Below are 18,688 nucleotides of genomic sequence, written 5' to 3' on the forward strand. Positions count from 1 at the left end.
AAAACTTTTACACAAAAATGCTAGATCATCGCGATGAACCTGCTACAATGGCTCGTATTAGCCATCGGGTTGCCGTATTAATTCCTTGTCGTAATGAAGGCCTAACTATTGCTCAAGTGGTTAAAGGGTTTCGCCAAGAGTTACCAGAAGCTCAAATTTATGTATATGATAATCGCTCTACAGATGATACCGTAGATCAGGCTAAGTCTACTGATGCCATCGTCCGTTATGAACCCCAACCGGGTAAGGGAAATGTCATTAGACGGATGTTTGCTGATATTGAGGCGGATATTTATGTCTTAGTCGATGGAGATAACACCTATGAAGTCTCTGCTATTGGACGACTCATACAGCGTCTTTTAGACAGTCATCTCGATATGGTAGTGGGGGCGCGTCGTTCTGAGGCGAAAGATAAAGAAGCTTATCGTCTAGGGCATCGGGAGGGTAACATTTTTCTCAAGGGTGTGGTTCAATTATTATTTGGCGCGCAACTTAAAGATATGTTGTCCGGTTATCGGATATTTTCCCGTCGTTTTGTTAAATCTTTTCCTGCCCTTTCTAGTGGGTTTGAAATTGAAACAGAATTTACAGTACATGCCCTAGAACTAAAGCTTCCTTTTGCTGAAGAATATATATTATATGGGTCAAGACCTCCAGGTTCAGAAAGCAAATTAAAAACCTTTACTGATGGTTGGCGAGTCTTAGGAACAGCTATTTTATTATTTAAAGAAGCCCGTCCTTTTTTATTTTTTGGTATGGTATTTTTAGTATTGGGCTTAATTTCAATGGGGTTAGGATTACCGATTTTTAGCGAATATGTCGCTACTGGATTAGTTCCTAGACAACCTACCGCTATTTTAGCTGCTTCAATTATGTTATTAGCTTTTTTAAGTCTAACTTGTGGACTAATTTTAGATTCTGTGGCTAGAGGTCGTCGAGAAATGAAACGCATGACTTATCTATTGCATCCTGCGCCGAATTTAGACAATCCTTAAACTGATATTTGATTCTCCAAAATTAAGCCATGAAAACTTCGATTAAGATTGCTATAATTTCTTTATTGTGGCTAATTGTTATCAATTCTGGAACCCTTGGGGTACTCGATACGGAACTAAGGTTAGATATGTCCCATGCTTGGTGGACAGGGACACAAGAAATAAAAATACCTCTTGATACACCCGCAAAAATTAGAGGAGATATCCGCTTTGGAGTAATAGGAATAGATGGTAAACGTTATATTGCCTATGAACAAGGACAGTCTATGCTTATGCTTCCTGGAGATTGGGTAGGAACTCAATTATATAACTTATTTCCTATTATGGAAGAAGAAAAATGGCGAGAGTTCGCTGTTAGTTTTTTGATTTTTATTCCCCTTAATATTGCTTTAGTTTTATCAATTTATTGGTTCTTAAAATTGTTCGAGTTTCCTGACAAGATTTCAGGATTAGCTAGTCTTACTTGTCTTCTGGGAACGACGATTTTACACTATGCTCAAGTACATCAACAAAATAATCAAGTTCTGTTGTGTGTTACTCTGGGTTATGCGGCCGCTTTTGCCTATGTGCAATCGAAAAATTATCGTTGGCTTTTTATAAGTGGATTGGTATTAGGAGGTAGTATACTAATCAGAATTACCTCTCCAATTCATGTTTTTACTGTAGGTTTGTTTTTAGTAGGATCTTTAATTTATCAAACTAGAGGTCAAGAATTATTAAAATTAGTTAAACCCCTGATTATTTGGACTATTGGTTTAATTCCTTTGACTCTTGTGGGCAGAATTTCTGATTATCTTCGATATGGTGGGTTTTTTTTGAGTGGCAAAAAGGTTGAAAAACTTCAATTAGCAACCGACCCTCTCTGGAAAGGAATGCCTCAACTTCCTGCTAATTATCCTTTGATTAATGAACCTTATGTGGGTGTAATTGGCCCCTTTATTTCTCCCGCTAAAAGTATTTTTATTTATGATCCATTTCTCTTGCCTTGTTTGCTGTTAGCCATTAATTATTGGAAAAGATTATCTTTTTATCTGCAATGGTATTTGCTAACAGCAGGATTAAATTTATTACTCCATTTATTTGCTTATAGCAAATTTTACTTTTGGCATTCTGATCATGCTTGGGCCGCACGCTATCATGTCACTTCTGTTCATTTATTACTGATTCCTTTATTAGGGATATTTTATCAAGATTTATTATTATCTAAACCTCTTAAAAAATGGTTAATGAAAGGTATTATTATTATTGCTTTATTAGTCAATTTTTCTTCAGTTGCAATGCCTTTTAATTTAGAAATATACCAAACTCAAATAGGATTTCCTGGCTCTCGACTTGATTTTCGTTTATCTCAAAGAATCACTAATATAGCTTGTAAATTTAATTCATCCATCTCTAATCGATGTATTGCTAATCATCCCAAAGATCAAAAGACATTAGAAGAATTTAATAAGTTTAGCTTTTTCCCATTTGTGTTTCAACAAGAAGCTAAAAATAACCCGCAGCTAGACGACATAGTATGGTTTTTGTTTTTGGTTTGGATATTAGCTTTATTTCTAGCCATATTTATGACCTTTAAGTTTTTCTGGTGTTTCCTGAATTGACAATTGACAATTAATAATTGACAATTAATGAATATTTAAAGATTAAAATCTACTCATGGGAACAATCTGGGAACTGGATTTTTATTCGCGGCCAATTTTGGATGAAAATCAAAAAAAACTCTGGGAAGTGGTCATCTGTGAGTCCCCCTTAGTCGTAGGGCGATCGCTCGATACTATCTTCAAATATAGTGAATTTTGTTCGAGTCAGACAGTTAATTCTCTCTGGTTAAAACAAGCTATTGAAAAAGCGATCACTCAAGCAGGAGAAACCCCGCAAAAAATCCGCTTCTTCCGTCGTCAAATGAATAATATGATCGTCAAAGCTTGTGAAGATGCTGGAATTCCTGCTGCCCCTAGTCGCCGCACCTATACCTTAAACCATTGTTTAGCTCAACGGATGACCGAATTTTATCCTACTCAGCCAGGGTATGATATAAAGGCGGCTCAGTCAGGTTCAGTAGCCTATCCCCCTTTAAATGCCATTGCTCTACCGGATGCTGTGAGAGGGGATAAAGCGGATAAATGGGCTTTTGTCAGTCTCGAAGCTGAGGCTTTCTCCGAGATGAATGAGTGGGAGATAGGTTTTGGTGAGTCTTTCCCCTTATCTTTGGCAGATGTCAACCCACAAATGCGAATTCCTGGGTTTATTATTTTTTCCCAACGGGCCCTTCCCTTAGCGGGTTGGCTGTCAGGGCTAGAAATCGGCTATCTTAAAGTTGAAGATAAACCCCGGCCTATCCTTCGTCTAGAAACAGGTATGAGTGATAGTTGGATTTTAGCTAGTTTTACTGATGCACAAACTTTAGCGGAGGCCAACGGGTTTGAAACCGCTAAACAAAAGGCGCAACAGGTTCATTTTTTGGCCGTTCAATCAAGTCCTGAAACAGAGTCTTTTGCCGGGTTTTGGTTACTCAAAGAACCTTAAAGAATTGGTGTTCGCGTTAAAACACACGAACACCATTTATTGGAATTATTAAGTTGGTCGAATTAATATTATGCCTCAAGAAACTGAACAAAATTTTCCCAATCTTGAATATGTTGCTTATGCTCAACTAAATTCTCAACAAAAAAAACAACGGTTAAAAGAACTTGTTTTAGTGTTTAGTCAATTAGGATTAATTGCTTTTGGAGGCCCGGTTGCTCATATTGCAATGATGGAAGATGAAATCGTTAAAAATCGTCAGTGGATAACCCGTGAAAAAATGTTAGACTTATTAGGAATAACTCACCTAATTCCTGGGCCAAATTCCACAGAATTAGCTATTCATATTGGCTATGAAAGGGCGGGTTGGCGAGGTCTAATTATTGCGGGATTCTTCTTTATTTTACCAGCATTTTTATTAGTTTGGTTACTGGCAATTATCTATGTACGCTATCAGAGTATCCCCCAAGTTGAAGGGTTACTTTATGGAATTAAACCTGTCATTATTGTGATTGTTCTCCAAGCTTTATGGAAATTAGGACGTAAAGCAATTAAAGATATTTCAACAGGGATTACTTGTATAATTATTATTGGGGCATTTGGGTTAGGAATTAATGAAGTTTTGCTTTTAATATTAGCTGGTTTAGGTGTAATGATTATCAAAAATTGGGGAAAATCTGGAATAATTAGTTCTTTTTTATTACCTTTTTCTTATCTTGCCACAAAAGTTAATTATACTCCAGAATTTTCTGCAAATTGGTGGCGAATTTTCCTGTTTTTTCTCAAAGTAGGATCAGTTTTATATGGCAGTGGTTATGTTTTATTAGCGTTTTTACAAAAAGACTTAGTAGAACGCACAGGATGGTTACAAGAACAACAGTTACTAGATGCTATTGCTATTGGCCAAATAACTCCTGGCCCTGTTTTTACAACTGCTACATTTATCGGTTATTTATTAGCAGGAAATGCCGGGGCGATCGCGGGAACTGTTGGTATTTTTCTACCTGCTTTTATTTTAGTAGGAATCATTAATCCTTGGGTAAATAAATTGCGTCAATCTCCTTGGACAAGTGGGTTTTTAGATGGGGTTAATCCTGCTTCTTTGGGATTAATGGTCGTTGTTACTTATACCCTTGGATACGCAACACTTATTGATAGTTTAACCATCATTTTAGCTGTATTCAGTGCCTTGGGATTATTCTATTTTCAGGTTAATTCTGTTTGGCTAATTTTGGCTGGGGGAGTAGTAGGTTTACTGTGGCAATGGTTCGGATAGATAATTAAAATTTAACTCAACTTATTCGGTTCTACCGGAAAAGTTATGCTTTATTATTACAAATAAAGGACTTTCACCTTAAGTTGACACCAATGACGGCCGTTGACCCCTACCAAACAGTTACCTACGCAAACTATAATGGCTGTCCACGAAGGTGGACTTTGTTTCTATAGGATAAGGCTTTAGCCTTTTATTAATTATTAGTTTAACATAACAAGTCCGGTAGAACCTTAAAATTTAACTCAACTTATTCAAGAATTAAGTATTTAGCATTGGCAGGAAACTTAAAAGATACTTGTTTAATATTGCCTTGTAAAGATACTTTTCCTTCCGCTAAACCATTGGAATCAACAATAGTTCCTTGAGTTAGATTAGGATTATTAATTGTGATAGTTAGGTCATTATTAATTAATCTCCAGGGGGCCTGACCATAATTAATGACCTGCAACCCTGAGACAGAGTTTCCCTGTTTATCTTTCCAAGATATAGCTTTTTCTTGCCATCCGGTTGAACGTGCTATCGTTCCCACTTGCACTAGAATTTTTTTGGAGTTCGTTAGGGGTTTATTATCCATTGATACTATTAAAACCGTAGCATAATTATTATTTGAAGTGATGACACTATCTTTTAATTTAATCTCCTTAACCTTGTCTAAAAATCCTGTGACACCTTGTGCTTTTGGGGTATCAAGTTGACAGATTCCTTTCCCATAATCCCAGACAATTTCTCCCGTAATAGAACGAATAATTTGGGCTTTTTCATCAATATAAGATTGAAAATTTACTACTTCATTTTTAGACGCTTGATTCTGATATGTTACCTCTGTTGGCCCCACTAAAAATGCCAAAGGATTAACTATTTTATTCTCAGAATCTTGATTTGTTACCTCTTGATCTCGGTTAGGATCAAAACTTCGAGTTTCCGCGATCGCAGGAATTTGACGTTGCCACAAATCCTCAAAAGAACGTTTTTCTTCAACTACTCTCTTTCCAGTTTGAATATAACCCTGACGATACATTAACGAAGCAGCAGGAAAATTGCCCAATAGTTCTGGAGTATTAATAATCCATTTACCCAGAGAAGGCATAAATCCATTAGCTGATGAAGGTTTTTGCCATTGGGGTTCTTTCATAGAAAACCAATAAACCCCATCTATCCCTGTCAAAGACTGAAAGACACTGACTAGAAATGGCCCTTCTGACTGATACCCCAAAGGAGGAACCCAAGAAGTTTCGGGAATAATGGTAGGATGGCCAGCTACCTGCTTGATATTGAGGGGAAAATCGAGAGGATTGAACAAAACTGACTCATTTGTAAACTTATCCCCATTAACAATGGCCCAACCACTGAATTCTCCTTGATGTATACCTCCGTTATAGTAGCGGTTAACCCCAATTACTTCAGTTGTTGTGTAAGAATAGCGTTCAGCATCATTAAGACGAACAGGATCAGCCGTTTTCCAGTTACCTGCATTAATTAATTGTTTGGCCCCGATATCTTTTCGTAAAAATTGAGCCATCTCTCCGTTAAAATTCCTCATAGTTTCGGTGTAGAATTGGGTTTGATCTGCGAGTCTTTTTCCTTTACCCGAATTAGGGTTTTGTGATTGAGTCATCTCCGAAATTGGATAAAATCTTACTAATTTTTCGGCAAAATTGTCTCCTTTAACGGATTCTTTTTCCCAAGCAATAGATGCATTAGTTAAAGAACCATATTTTTTGCTTAACCATTGAGCAAATTGACCACTTAAAATATCTAGATCTCGCCCTTTTACTTGACTAATTGTCCAAAATAATAAAGAATCTTCATTTTGTAGTTGAATAATAGCGATCGCGGGATCATCTTTAAGAGGAATACCCGTATAAGGATTAACAGGTTCTAATAACTTCCGTAACCAAATTTTATATGCGGATTGTAATTTAGGATCAAAAAATAGGAGTCCGTGAAGGGATGAACTATCGCGGGGTATTCCCCAATTAGACTGAGGTTTAAGAATGTTAGCATAGTAAGGAGAAAGGGTTAGATAAATTCCCTGTTGTTTCATGGCAGCTACATATTGCCATAATTTTTCTCTTGCTTTTTCGTCAATATCTGTTAATTGAGAATCCTTAATTTTAGCAGCAATTTGACCATGCCAACGCACCATATTAACCCCTCGTTTAGCCAAAAAACGGGCATTATCTTGTAATTCTGCTTGTCCTTCTTTGTGCCAAACATCTGAATTTACAGCCCAAAATCGAATGGGTTTGCCATCTCCTTTAAGGAAATCTCGTCCATCAGCAGAAAGACGAATAAATCCTGATTCTCCCGCCATTTTCTCATTGAGATAACGTAAATCAAGTAAGGCTTTTTTATCGTATTGGTCAGGTGCTGGTTGAAACTCCCAACTATTTTCGGGAGAAGGGACAGACGACTCAGTAGGGGCCGTACAAGATGGAGTTAATAAGAGTAAAAACAAGCCTAAATAAAGCTTAGTTTGGGAATAATTAGCTAACATTTTTTGTGTTAATCCACGGCTTCATAATCATTAGCAATAGTTTCATCATCATCAAAACTAAAGGTCAGTTCAAGATCATCTAGTTCTGTTTCCTTCTTCTCTAGAGGATTACTTGATGTGTAGCGCATTGTCGGATCTAAAGACTGAGTTTGATTAGGATCAAGTTCTGTTTCGAGGAGTTCTCCTAATGTATTAAAAGTATTATAACTCGTCCCTGGACTAATTTTCTGATAAACTTCTGCCCCAATACTCAAAATCATTTGTCGAAACTCATCTAGATAAGATTTTAATGTTTCTAGACTGACTCCCGAATTTTGTAAGGCCGCTTCGAGTTGTTCTTTTTTTTGTTTGCTCTGAAATATTAGTTCTTCTCGAATATTTTCTCTGTTTTCCCTGACAGTGGTTTCGTAAGTATAGAAAAGACTATCTGCTTGATTTCTCAATTCAATAATCTGAACACGACGACGATCTTTTTCCGCATATTTTTCAGCATCCTGCTGCATTCGGTCAATTTCGTTTGATTTAAGTCCTCCAGTATGACTAACAACAATCGTCTGTTCTCGGCCGGTTCCCTGATCTTGAGCCGAAACTTTGAGAATGCCATTGACATCAATATCAAAACTAACGTCAATTTGAGGAATGCCCCTAGGTGCAGGAGGAATACCGGCCAAGAGACATTTTCCCAAACTGCGATTATCTTTGGCCATGGCCCGTTCTCCCTGAAGTACATGAATTTCTACGGAAGTTTGTCCATCTGTGGCCGTAGAAAATACTTGAGATTTACTGGTGGGAATGGTAGTATTGCGTTCAATAATTTTGGTGAAAACTTCTCCCAGGGTTTCAATACCTAAAGATAGGGGGGTTACATCCAGTAATAAGATATCTTCTACTTCGCCCCCTAATACCCCTCCTTGAATAGCGGCCCCTAAGGCCACCGCTTCATCCGGGTTAATCGAGCGTTCTAGTTGACTATTAGGAAATATTTGTTGAATAATACGATGAATGGCGGGCATTCGCGTTGATCCCCCCACTAAGAGTACCCGTTCTAATTGTTTAGGCTCAATTTCACAATCTTGTAATGCTTGATTGAGTGGTTCTATAGTAGCTTGGGTCAACTGTTTGGTCAGATCTTCAAATTGAGCGCGAGTTAGTTCGGTTTCGAGATGTTTGGGGCCATTTTCATCGGCTGTAATAAAGGGCAGATTAATAGACGTGGTAAGCATGGAGGATAATTCAATTTTAGACTTTTCTGCGGCTTCTCTGAGGCGTTGCATGGCCATCTTATCCGTACTCAGATCAATTTTTTCTTTGGTTTTAAAGGTGTCCACCATCCAGCGAACAACCGCATTATCAAAATCATCCCCTCCTAAATGGTTATTCCCACAAGTTGCTTTAACTTCAAAGACCCCATTACCCAATTCCAGGATGGAGACATCAAAGGTTCCCCCTCCCAAATCAAACACCAGAATAAACTGTTCTTCATTTTGTTTGTCTAACCCATAAGCTAAAGCAGCGGCCGTCGGTTCATTAATAATCCGTAGTACCTCTAATCCGGCAATGGTTCCTGCGTCTTTGGTTGCCTGACGTTGAGCATCTGTAAAGTAGGCCGGAACGGTAATAACCGCTTCACTGACGGGTTCTCCTAAATAGTTCTCCGCATCTAATTTTAATTTTTGTAGAATCATAGCGGAAATTTCTTGAGAACTAAACTGCTGTCCCCGAATTTGCACGCTGACAGTATCATCTCGACTTTTGAGACATTCATAAGGAACCCGCGATCGCTCTTCTTGGGTTTCTTCCCACCGTCGTCCAATAAATCTTTTAATACTATAGATCGTATTTTCGGCATTAGTCACAAGCTGACGTTTAGCCAGTTGACCCACCAGACGTTGATTATTCTTGCCAAACCCAACAATACTAGGGGTTGTACGTCCCCCTTCTGAATTAGGAATCACTATGGGTTTCCCACCTTCAAGGACAGCGACGCAACTATTGGTCGTCCCTAGGTCAATTCCAATGACTTTACCCATAGTAATCTCACTATAATCATATGCATTAACAACAAAGAAGTAGGATAAGTTGGTGACATACTCCCATCGCTAAGTCGGAGTACCGACTTGATTCGTGGGCTTCTTACCAACTCCATCTATCGATTCGGATACGAGGGTTCGCTTTAAGAACGGAATGCCCTACCGCTCTATATTTGATGTTGATAGCTGCATTAAAATCCCGATCAATTGTTAATTGACAATCAGGACAAGAATTAACATCACAGCGATTACGTTCCCACCAATTAAAACGTTCTGCCAGGCGATAGTTGTACTGCCACCTTAAAAGGCGAAGCCAACTGTCAAATCTGGCAGTTTGTTCAGGAGTTGGGCGTAGTCGGTACTGATATGCTATTCTCATGGTAAAATTTTAGCATACAAATCGTAGGTGCTGACCGCGATTCATGAGGCAGCGCGGTCTTGGGGTCTCCCCAAGTTGAGCGACTGCCGTCCCGACGCTAACCCAAGAGTATAGCGCGAGGCTTCTCGCGGCGGAAGCTAACGCTTCTAGGTGTGCCTAAGTCATCCTTCTCCTTAATTATTATATTATCTGTTAAGCTTAACCAATGTTTTGCGCGTAATCTCCCCATCTAACTCGGTGAAGCATTTTCTTCTTCGGTGTTTTGAACTTCTGCTGCTTCTATTGTTTCTGGAGTTTTGGGTGCAGCAACTTTGACCATAGCATGACGTAAGACTTGATCTCCGATAAAATAACCCCTCACCAATTGTTCAATAATGGTTCCTTCGGGGTATTCGTCCGTATATTCCCGTAACATTGCTTCATGATAGAGGGGATCAAAGATTTCTCCTTCGGGACGCATGGGAGAAACCCCTAAACGCTTGAGACTATCTACCAAATTCTTATAAACGCTCTGATAACTCTTGTGAATCTCCATTTCTCCATCATTAGATGGTTTAATCTGACCCCGGGCCCGTTCAAAGTTATCTACCACTGATAATAATTCGTTAATGGTTCGACCTTTAATTTGAGTTTCCAGTTCGCTTTTCTCTCTGGCAGTACGTTTCCTAAAATTATCAAATTCAGCCGTTAATCTGATATGACTGCTTTTTAACTGCTCAAATTGTTGGTTTTGTTCTTCTAGTTTTTGTTTTAATGATACTATCTCCTCCGTTAATACCGTTATGATTTGTTCAGGAGTGAGTTCAGTCTCTTGGGGTTCAGAAGTCGTGTCTGAAGAAGATTCTCCCGTCTCTATCTGATTTTGCAGATTTTCTTCCATTTCTGCTGTTGAGGCAGCATTATTAACTTGCTCCTCTTCTTGGATTTCCAGGGTTTTTTCTAGTTGCTGTTGCTCGTTGGTCATAATGGGTTTCTCTAAATTCTCAAGAGATTGTCCTGTCTTAATTGTCTCTTGTTTTTACGTTTAACTGTATTTTTTGCTTGTCTTTTACCAGTATACGGGACTCGTACCCCATTGTGACTATACCGTGACACGAAACCCACAAGATTAAGGTTTATATTCTAAAATTCTTATTTATGTGGCAAATTTTCCTGATTTTCTCATGAGTGTACTCTTACCTGCTATTATTCCTGTTGCTTTTATTATTATCATTGGTTTTATTGCAGGGCGAACTCTCAATCTTGAGTCTCAAACTCTCTCCCAATTAACTGTTTATATTTTAGCTCCTGCTTTGGTGGCTGATAGTCTTTATCGTACCAATATCTCTATTAAAAGTGCGACGGGTTTATTAATAGGGGTTTTCTTGATCGCTCTAGTCTTATATCTTTTAGTTTGGGGGTTTAGTCGCTGCTTCAATTTGTCAACCCTAACCAGTAAAAGTCTCATCGCTACTACGCTTCATCCTAATAACGGTAATATGGGGTTGCCTTTAATCAATTTTGCTCTCGGTGCGGCAGGATTAGAACGGGCTATTATTTATATGATTGGTTCTAGTATTATTTTGTTTGGCATTGCTCCTGCTCTTTTATCTGGTAATAGTTTTAAAGATAGCTTAAAATTGATTTTTAAATTGCCTTTGATTTGGGCTATGTTAGCCGGTTTATTGTTACGTTTTTACAATATTGAATTGCCTTTTAAATTAGGAGACTCTTTACAAATGTTAGGACAAGCGGCTATTCCTGTCGCCCTAATTATTTTAGGAATGGAACTTGCTAATACCAGTTTAAGTCTGGCTAAATATGAATTAATTTCCACTTTTCTTCGTTTATTAATTGGCCCTTTAGTGGCACTTACTATTGGTCAATTTCTTCATTTACAAGGCTTAGATTTACAAGTCTTAATCATACAAAGTGCTATGCCAACAGCCGTCAATACTCTAGTATTGGTGGCAGAATTCGGCGGTGATACTCCTCGTGTCGCTCGCACCATTTTAGTGACCACTTTACTGAGTTTTTTGACCTTACCTATGATATTATGGGCCTCAGCACAATTAACCATTAACCATTAATAATTATCATGGAAAAACCGGCTAATACGAACTATCCTATCCACGATTTAATTAAATATCGTTGGAGTCCAGTCGCTTTTGATTCTCGTTTAGTTGAACCGGAAAAAATCGGCAGTTTATTAGAAGCTGCAAGATGGGCCGCTTCTTGTTATAATGAACAACCTTGGCGTTTTATTATTGCTACTAAAGATCAAGTAAAAAACTATGAAAAACTCCTTAGTTGTATCGTAGAAGCTAACCAAGTTTGGGCGAAAAATGCATCTATTTTGCTGATTTCTGTAGCTAAATTAAACTTTAGCCATAATGATAAACCTAATCGTCATGCTTTTCATGATGTAGGATTAGCAATGGGAAATCTAACCCTACAAGCACAATCTTTAGGATTATGTGTCCATCAAATGGGAGGGTTTCTCGTAGAAAAAACTCAAGAAATTTATCACATTCCCCAAGGATTTGCTCCAGTTGCCGCGATCGCTATTGGGTATCCAGGAAATATTAATGACCTAGACCCTGAGCTTCAACAAAGACAAAACTCTCCCCGAAATCGTCAACCTTTAGACGACTTGGTGTTTAAAAATGATTGGGGAAACACCTATTTTGATTAATCAAAAATAACACAAAAAAAAATAGGTCTTCCCAAGGGATTGATAATTGACAATTCAGGTTTAAAACCTCTATCTTCTAGTGAGATGTAATTGTCCATTGTTAGTTGTATTAATGAATCATTCCTCACAAAAATAGGCAAACAAACCCTAAATTTAGAAAGGACAATCATCATCGTTATCTAACTGAACATCCCATCTAGCGGCTAAAACTTGAGTAACCATAGCTTCGAGAGTTGCTGCATCCAAATTATTCTCACTCGGTTGAGTTTGGGAAGATTGAGTAACAGGAATTAGTCTTAGACGACGGTTATCCTGAATTAAATCAAAATAGGTTTCTTGAGTGGGAGAGCGATACAGTTGTAAGTAATCGAAACTTTGGACATTCAAATAAAGAGAGCGATTTGCCACAATCGTTGCTTGATGGGGATCACTAAACACTTCAACAATCCACCCCTCCCCTTCAGTCTGTAACTGTTCATCGAGGGTATGGATATAATGAACCCGTCCTAAATCATTTAAGATTCTGCGAATGTCCTCATTATTAACAATAAGGCCAAGATCTATAATACAAGGAGCAGGTAAGGGCTGTGAGGTTGGGTCGTAACTCATTAGAAACTGCCTTTAAGTGCGACGATTAATTCAGCTTAGGATATATATAGAACTACGCATTAAGGTTAGGACATTAGTAAAAGCAGTAACCCAAGTTGGCAGTCAACTTTTGCTTTTTGCCTTCGGTTTAGTGCATCTCGACTGCGCTCGATAAATGCGAAGTCGAACCATTGCCTTTTGCCTTGCGCGTAGCGGTATGGCTGGTTGCTGATTTAGGAGAGGAGTGAGTAAGGCTATAAAATAATCTTAACCTAATATCCTTAGCTAATTTCTTAAAGTTTCACTGAGCAATAACTTACTCAAATCTTAATGTTCCGAAAAATTCTTAACATATTGAAACATTGGTTTAACTCTTTCCTAGGTGCGCTCGTATTTTATACTATCATTCCTCTGCCTTCACACTGGCCCCTAGAATTTAACCGTATTGCTTGCTGGGCCCCAATGGTAGGAGTTGGTTTAGGGGCAATATTAGGCTTATTTGATGAAATACTCAATTATCTGGGATTTCCCCTTCCTGTCAGGAGTGGGTTAATAGTCGCTTTGTGGTTGAAACTGACAGGAGGACTTCATCTCGATGGAGTGGTAGATACGGCCGATGGGTTAGGGGTAACAGATACAACTAGAAGATTAGCGGTGATGCAAGATAGTGTTACAGGGGCCTTTGGGGTGATGGCCGCCATTGTTGTTTTAGGCTTAAAAACCATAGCTTTGAGTCAGATATCAAGCGATCGCGGCTTAATTATCATGATAGCGGCCGGTTGGGGAAGATGGGGACAGGTAGGCGCGATCGCCTTTTATCCCTATCTTAAACCAACAGGAAAAGGAGCATTTCACAAACAACAGATAAAATTACCCGAAGATTTACTCTGGGGTTTAATCACTTTACTGGTAATAACGGGAGTTTGGATAGCATTCCATCAGCAAAAATGGCGATTAGGCCTAGAAAGTGTGATTATGGGGTGTATTCTAGCCCTGGGGATAGGATTTTGGTTTTATCGCCGTTTAGGGGGACATACAGGGGACACATACGGTGCAGTAGTAGAATGGACAGAAGCCTTGATTCTGTGTAGTTTAAGTCGTGATCTTACTTTTTAACAGGACGCAAACGAGACACTTTTAAGGTAAATTTACCGCCACCTGTTTCTCCAAAAGCTCGAACTCGAATAATATACTTCCCATTTTCGTTAATTCGAGCAAATAACAGAGAATTAGTAGACCCATCGGGGCCGTCATCATTTTCTGCTACGGTTGAACCATCAGAGGCCAATAATAACAACACACTGTCAAATTCCTCTGAGACTAAATCAATGGCCACTTGATCCCCTGCTTCAAGTTGTACCTGATAATCACGAGCAAAACCTCCTTCTCCGGTAGGAATATCATTGACTGTGAGGGTATCTGATATATCATTATTGGTTCCCAGAGGGATAGGAGAATAGAACCGTGTCTGTGCTTGCATGGGTAACGTCTTAAGTCCCAAAATCAAAGAGACGATGGCTAAAAAAAGAGGACTTGACCAAGATTTACGACAAGTGGGGATCATAAAATAGGGGTTAATGATAAAACGCCATCCATTATCCTATATTCCGCACTTCAAGAAAGTCCTATAGGAGTAGTATAAAAATTAATGCTAATAGCGATCGCGTTAATGAAGTCGCCAAGTCAGAAGACAGGTAACGGGGGACTTCAAGCATGATCAAAAAGAACGTTAAGGGAAAATTTGGGGTGCATGAGGTGCGATCGCCAATTTAACCCTGGTTCCGATGGGGAGTTGGGTACTTAAGGTTGTCCGTGCATGAAGTTGACTACCAGAGGGGGTTCTCAGACAATAACGGTATTCTCGTCCTAAAAACTGGCGATCGCTGATAATAACTTCAGCATTTTCATCAGGTTTTAGACAAATATCCTCTTGTCTGACCATTAAATCTCCTTCTGGACAACTATTAACCCCAGAAGCGGCCGAAATTTCCCATTGACCAATTTCGGTTGTCCAGATTTTACCCCGACGTTGGGCCGGAATAAAATTAGCTTGAGTGACAAATTCTGCCACAAAACGGGAGGTAGGACGAGTATAAATATCTTCAGGGGTTCCCAGTTGTTCCACCTTCCCTTGAGACATCACTGCAATTTTGTCACAAATAGCGAGAGCTTCTTCTTGATCATGGGTGACAAAAATGGCAGAAATACCCGTTGCTTTGAGAATATGCCGAATTTCGTGTCTTAATCTTAACCGGACTTGTACATCTAAATTACTAAGGGGTTCATCTAATAAAATTAACGCAGGTTGAGGGGCTAAAGCTCTTGCTAAAGCGACCCTTTGTTGTTGACCCCCAGATAATTCATGAGGATAGCGTTTTTCTAACCCTGAGAGTCCCACTAAGGTTAAAACTTCGGCAATGCGTTGTTTAATATCGAATTTACTGAAACGTTCTTTTTTACTCTTTAACCCAAAAGCAATGTTTTCTGCGATGGTGAGATGGGGAAATAAGGCATAATCTTGAAATACCATTCCTGTATTGCGTTGTTCTGGAGGCAACCAACATCGAGAACCTGCGATGATTTGACCAGCTAATTCAACCGTTCCTGATGAGGGGTTTTCAAACCCGGCAATGATGCGTAATAAGGTAGTTTTACCACAGCCAGAGGGGCCAAGTAACCCTAAAATTTCTCCTTGGGTTAGGGTTAAACTGACTTGGTTAACGGCCGGAACAGGATGATGAGCAAATTGTTTGATAATTTGATCAAGCTGAAGAATGACAGGATTGGTCATGGTTATATGTGAGTTAAATTGAGGGACATTCCTCTTGTAAGTAAATAAGAATCTTTCTCAAGAATAACATAGCTTTTATCAAATACAAGGATCTAACAAGATGAATCCCATTATCAGCAGTATTGATACAATTTTGGTGCCTCAAGGGGCGGAATATAAGGCGGTGTGTCGAGGAATTTATCCCTTTCCTTCTCATTTACAAATTCGCCAGATTCCTGCGGGAATTAAACCATTAAGCCGCTATTTACAAGATTGGGGACAATCTCAAAACTTTCTTGATAAGCGTCCTAGAGGCATTATGGTAATGGGGTTAGGAGGCAGTTTATCCCCTAAATATGGTGTGGGAGATGGGGTTCTGTATGGGGAGTGTGGTTATTTTAAGGAGGAAAAAGTCAGGGAATGGCAACATTTTGATCAAGAATTGATTGAGTTGGTGTTGCATCAGTTAGGGGATAAAATATCCTGGGTACGAGGTATTAGCAGCGATCGCTTAATTGGGTTAGGAACTCAAAAATATTTATTAGGAAAAGAATATCAAGTGGATGTGGTAGATATGGAAGGAATAGGGGTTTTAGAGTTTTGTAAACACTCAAATATTCCAGTTGTTATGGTGCGTGTAATTAGTGATAATTGTGAGCAAAATTTACCGGATTTAACGCCAGCTTTTAACGAAAATGGAACATTAAATAATTTCATTTTAGCCCGTCAAATGCTCAAAAATCCTTTAAGTTCTCTTGATTTAATCCGCAGTTCTTTACAAGGATTAAAACGGCTAGAACAAGTTGCTAGAGATTTGTTTATGACCGTTGATTAATGACAGATTCTTGAGAGTTAGTTAACCAAAATTTAGGAAAGAGTAAACCCGAATTAGCTTGATAGGTAGCAAACTCAGGATAACGGGATAAAGACTGCTCTTTTTTGAGAATTCTTGGCATAAAAACGCTAGTGACAAAAAAGCCTAAAATAACAAAAGGTAGCCAATGTTGAGTTAACAAAGCCAAGCTAGTATAGATTAAAAATTCTCCGAGATAATTAGTATTACGACAGCGAGCAAAAAATCCCTCTGTAATCAATCCAGGTTGATACTTAAGGGTATAATATTTTTGAGCATCACTACTATAGTGAAGAAACACCCCTAACAAGTTTATAGCAATTACAACAGCTATTAACGGGGGGGAAGCTTCTATTCTTTGACTAATCAAAATAAACGGAGCAACCCAATATAATCCTACCGTCACAAAAGTCACTATTCCCGTTCCAATTGGAATTTCTTCTTCCCAACTTTTATCGGGATAAATTCTGTCTTTTAGCAGCCATAAAATACCATAAGTGCCGTGTAGGGATAAATAAACCCAAGCAGCAATATTAAAGTTTTGATAGAGGAACATTAACCCAAAAACAAAGGCAAAAGTTAATGCTTTATGGAGGTTAATAGGATGTTTAATTTTCATTTTGATTCCAAGAATATTGAGATAATAAATTATGAAGCAGTGAGAAATTTATTAAGGAAGAAGGTAATAGAAATAAAAATCTTCGTTGCTTCAAGCTACCGACTTGTTTGCGGTAGTAACTGGTAACTGAAATTAGATTGGGTAGTTCTTAGAGTAGCACATTCTGGATCTGTTCAATAGTTGAAGAATACCGAGTTTGTTGTACTTATCAGAACTTATGAAAAGTCTCTATAAATAGTATCTCATTATCAATTTTATTGCAACGCTAAACACCAACAGTTAGTATAATTAATAAGATAGCGCAACTTTAATCTTTATGCCACCATTTTCAGCCAAGCGTCCATCACCGTCAGTCTCGACTACTTCTTTAGCGGTTTCTTCCTTTCATGAACGTCGTCAAATTCTTGAAGAAGAACATAAATGGCTACTCAAACAAATCAAAAGAAAACGTACTGAACTTAAAAAATTCCTTCATGAAATGCGTTCCCTGGCCACGGAAATTTTTCAGAGAGGAAACCCTCTATACAAAAAACTTATCGAACTTGACACCGAAATTCATGGTCTGTTTGAAGATATTTTAACTAAGAAAAAATTTGGCAAAAAAAGTCAAAAAGATATTCTTGGTGTTTATCATTCCCTTCAATATATGGGACTACTCAGCCCCAAATTCGATGAAGATGATGAAGATGAAGAACTTGATGATGTTTTCAATAACTCATCAGATGAATTTAACCCAAACGAAGAAGAAAATTTCTTTAACAAAAATGCTCAAAATTCTCATCAAGAGAATTTTGATGACTTCTCCTCAGAACGTTCAGAAAAATCTCCAGAGTCTCGTCAGATTCGACAAACATTTCTCAAATTAGCCTCTATGTTTCACCCAGATAAGGTTATGGACAGCGAAACAAAAATGCACCATAATGAGATTATGAAGGAACTTAACCGCGCTTATCAAGAAGGAGATATTGCCCGACTCCTAGAAATTGAAAGACAACATCATCTTCAAGAAGAAATTGATATGAAAAACGCGACAGTTAGCGAAATTGAACGGCTATGTCTTCAACGAGAAAGAGATAATCAACTTCTCAAAAATCAATACGAAACCCTTAAAAAAGAACTTAGAATCGCTCGAAATACCCCTGAAGGTGAAATGGTCAAAGATTATCGCGCTTGTCAAAAAGAAGGCATTGATGCTATTGGAGAAATTCTCTCATCCCTAGAAAATCAAGTTAAAGGTATTGAAAATATTCGTGACTTTGTGCAAAATTTTCGTGATAAAAAAATAACCCTTAAACAGTTTTTACAAGGACCTAGTTCCAAGGCTAATCATAGCCAGGAAAAAGAAGAAGAAATGTTAGAGATGTTATTAGAAGAACTTTTGAGACTAGAACTTTAATCTTCTAATTAATCATACAGGTTTGTAGTTTAGGTGGGACAACTGATTTTCCACCAAACTTCAGACTTGACTATTATTATTTTGGGAA

At 38.3% G+C, this 18,688-nt stretch carries 17 protein-coding genes; 9 read left to right on the plus strand and 8 right to left on the minus strand.

Annotation, left to right across the window (positions count from 1 at the left end):
* Nucleotides 1-17 precede the first annotated feature (17 nt).
* The 4 genes from AsFPU1_RS05960 (at nucleotide 18) to AsFPU1_RS05975 (ending at nucleotide 4,794) form a co-directional block, all read left to right on the plus strand.
* Nucleotides 18-995: a glycosyltransferase family 2 protein gene (locus tag AsFPU1_RS05960; protein ID WP_124973861.1), complete on the plus strand. Its 978-nt coding sequence runs from the start codon at nucleotides 18-20 to the stop codon at nucleotides 993-995.
* Between the two features lie 29 nt (nucleotides 996-1,024).
* Entirely contained in the window at nucleotides 1,025-2,596 is a 1,572-nt protein-coding gene (locus AsFPU1_RS05965) for a glycosyltransferase family 39 protein (protein WP_124973863.1), read from the plus strand.
* A gap of 55 nt (nucleotides 2,597-2,651) precedes the next feature.
* The gene (locus tag AsFPU1_RS05970) at nucleotides 2,652-3,521 is read left to right on the plus strand and encodes a Tab2/Atab2 family RNA-binding protein (RefSeq protein WP_124973866.1); all 870 of its coding nucleotides are present in this window, start codon (nucleotides 2,652-2,654) and stop codon (nucleotides 3,519-3,521) included.
* Between the two features lie 70 nt (nucleotides 3,522-3,591).
* Nucleotides 3,592-4,794, plus strand: coding sequence for a chromate transporter (locus tag AsFPU1_RS05975; protein ID WP_124973868.1), 1,203 nt, complete (start codon nucleotides 3,592-3,594; stop codon nucleotides 4,792-4,794).
* A 247-nt stretch (nucleotides 4,795-5,041) separates the two neighbouring features.
* Here AsFPU1_RS05975 and AsFPU1_RS05980 read toward each other — a convergent pair whose 3' ends face one another.
* The 4 genes from AsFPU1_RS05980 to grpE form a co-directional block, all read right to left on the minus strand.
* Entirely contained in the window at nucleotides 5,042-7,291 is a 2,250-nt protein-coding gene (locus AsFPU1_RS05980) for a glycoside hydrolase 5 family protein (protein WP_124973870.1), read from the minus strand.
* Nucleotides 7,292-7,299: 8 nt separating this feature from the next.
* Nucleotides 7,300-9,321 (minus strand): molecular chaperone DnaK, encoded by a 2,022-nt coding sequence (dnaK, locus tag AsFPU1_RS05985; RefSeq protein ID WP_124973872.1) that lies wholly within the window; start codon nucleotides 9,319-9,321, stop codon nucleotides 7,300-7,302.
* A gap of 103 nt (nucleotides 9,322-9,424) precedes the next feature.
* Complete coding sequence (locus AsFPU1_RS22985; protein ID WP_227873473.1) at nucleotides 9,425-9,700, minus strand: helix-turn-helix domain-containing protein; 276 nt, start codon at nucleotides 9,698-9,700, stop codon at nucleotides 9,425-9,427.
* Between the two features lie 229 nt (nucleotides 9,701-9,929).
* The gene (gene grpE / locus AsFPU1_RS05995; RefSeq protein WP_124973874.1) at nucleotides 9,930-10,664 is read right to left on the minus strand and encodes a nucleotide exchange factor GrpE; all 735 of its coding nucleotides are present in this window, start codon (nucleotides 10,662-10,664) and stop codon (nucleotides 9,930-9,932) included.
* A gap of 199 nt (nucleotides 10,665-10,863) precedes the next feature.
* Here grpE and AsFPU1_RS06000 point away from each other — a divergent pair, with 199 nt between their 5' ends.
* Nucleotides 10,864-11,769 (plus strand): AEC family transporter, encoded by a 906-nt coding sequence (locus AsFPU1_RS06000; protein ID WP_124973876.1) that lies wholly within the window; start codon nucleotides 10,864-10,866, stop codon nucleotides 11,767-11,769.
* A gap of 8 nt (nucleotides 11,770-11,777) precedes the next feature.
* The gene (locus tag AsFPU1_RS06005) at nucleotides 11,778-12,374 is read left to right on the plus strand and encodes a nitroreductase family protein (RefSeq protein WP_124973878.1); all 597 of its coding nucleotides are present in this window, start codon (nucleotides 11,778-11,780) and stop codon (nucleotides 12,372-12,374) included.
* A 153-nt stretch (nucleotides 12,375-12,527) separates the two neighbouring features.
* Here the strand turns inward: AsFPU1_RS06005 and AsFPU1_RS06010 are convergent, their stop codons facing one another.
* A complete protein-coding gene (locus AsFPU1_RS06010; protein WP_124973880.1) occupies nucleotides 12,528-12,983 on the minus strand; it encodes a hypothetical protein in 456 nt (151 codons plus the stop codon).
* A gap of 309 nt (nucleotides 12,984-13,292) precedes the next feature.
* Here AsFPU1_RS06010 and cobS point away from each other — a divergent pair, with 309 nt between their 5' ends.
* Nucleotides 13,293-14,078: an adenosylcobinamide-GDP ribazoletransferase gene (cobS, locus tag AsFPU1_RS06015; RefSeq protein ID WP_124973882.1), complete on the plus strand. Its 786-nt coding sequence runs from the start codon at nucleotides 13,293-13,295 to the stop codon at nucleotides 14,076-14,078.
* Here the strand turns inward: cobS and AsFPU1_RS06020 are convergent.
* Both AsFPU1_RS06020 and AsFPU1_RS06025 read right to left on the minus strand, forming a co-directional pair.
* Nucleotides 14,068-14,526, minus strand: coding sequence for a PPC domain-containing protein (locus AsFPU1_RS06020; protein ID WP_124973884.1), 459 nt, complete (start codon nucleotides 14,524-14,526; stop codon nucleotides 14,068-14,070). The genes cobS and AsFPU1_RS06020 overlap by 11 nt on opposite strands.
* Before the next feature lie 165 nt (nucleotides 14,527-14,691).
* Nucleotides 14,692-15,753, minus strand: coding sequence for an ABC transporter ATP-binding protein (locus AsFPU1_RS06025; protein WP_124973886.1), 1,062 nt, complete (start codon nucleotides 15,751-15,753; stop codon nucleotides 14,692-14,694).
* 100 nt (nucleotides 15,754-15,853) lie between these two features.
* Between AsFPU1_RS06025 and AsFPU1_RS06030 the strand changes: the two genes are divergently transcribed.
* A complete protein-coding gene (locus AsFPU1_RS06030) occupies nucleotides 15,854-16,567 on the plus strand; it encodes a 5'-methylthioadenosine/S-adenosylhomocysteine nucleosidase family protein (protein WP_124973888.1) in 714 nt (237 codons plus the stop codon).
* On the opposite strand, the gene AsFPU1_RS06035 is transcribed toward AsFPU1_RS06030, so the two are convergent.
* The gene (locus tag AsFPU1_RS06035; RefSeq protein ID WP_124973890.1) at nucleotides 16,551-17,204 is read right to left on the minus strand and encodes a methyltransferase family protein; all 654 of its coding nucleotides are present in this window, start codon (nucleotides 17,202-17,204) and stop codon (nucleotides 16,551-16,553) included. The genes AsFPU1_RS06030 and AsFPU1_RS06035 overlap by 17 nt on opposite strands.
* Before the next feature lie 316 nt (nucleotides 17,205-17,520).
* Here AsFPU1_RS06035 and AsFPU1_RS06040 point away from each other — a divergent pair, with 316 nt between their 5' ends.
* Nucleotides 17,521-18,600 (plus strand): J domain-containing protein, encoded by a 1,080-nt coding sequence (locus AsFPU1_RS06040; protein ID WP_124973892.1) that lies wholly within the window; start codon nucleotides 17,521-17,523, stop codon nucleotides 18,598-18,600.
* The last annotated feature ends 88 nt before the right edge of the window (nucleotides 18,601-18,688 follow it).

This window comes from Aphanothece sacrum FPU1 (assembly GCF_003864295.1).
Taxonomy (GTDB): Bacteria; Cyanobacteriota; Cyanobacteriia; order Cyanobacteriales; family Microcystaceae; genus Aphanothece_B; species Aphanothece_B sacrum.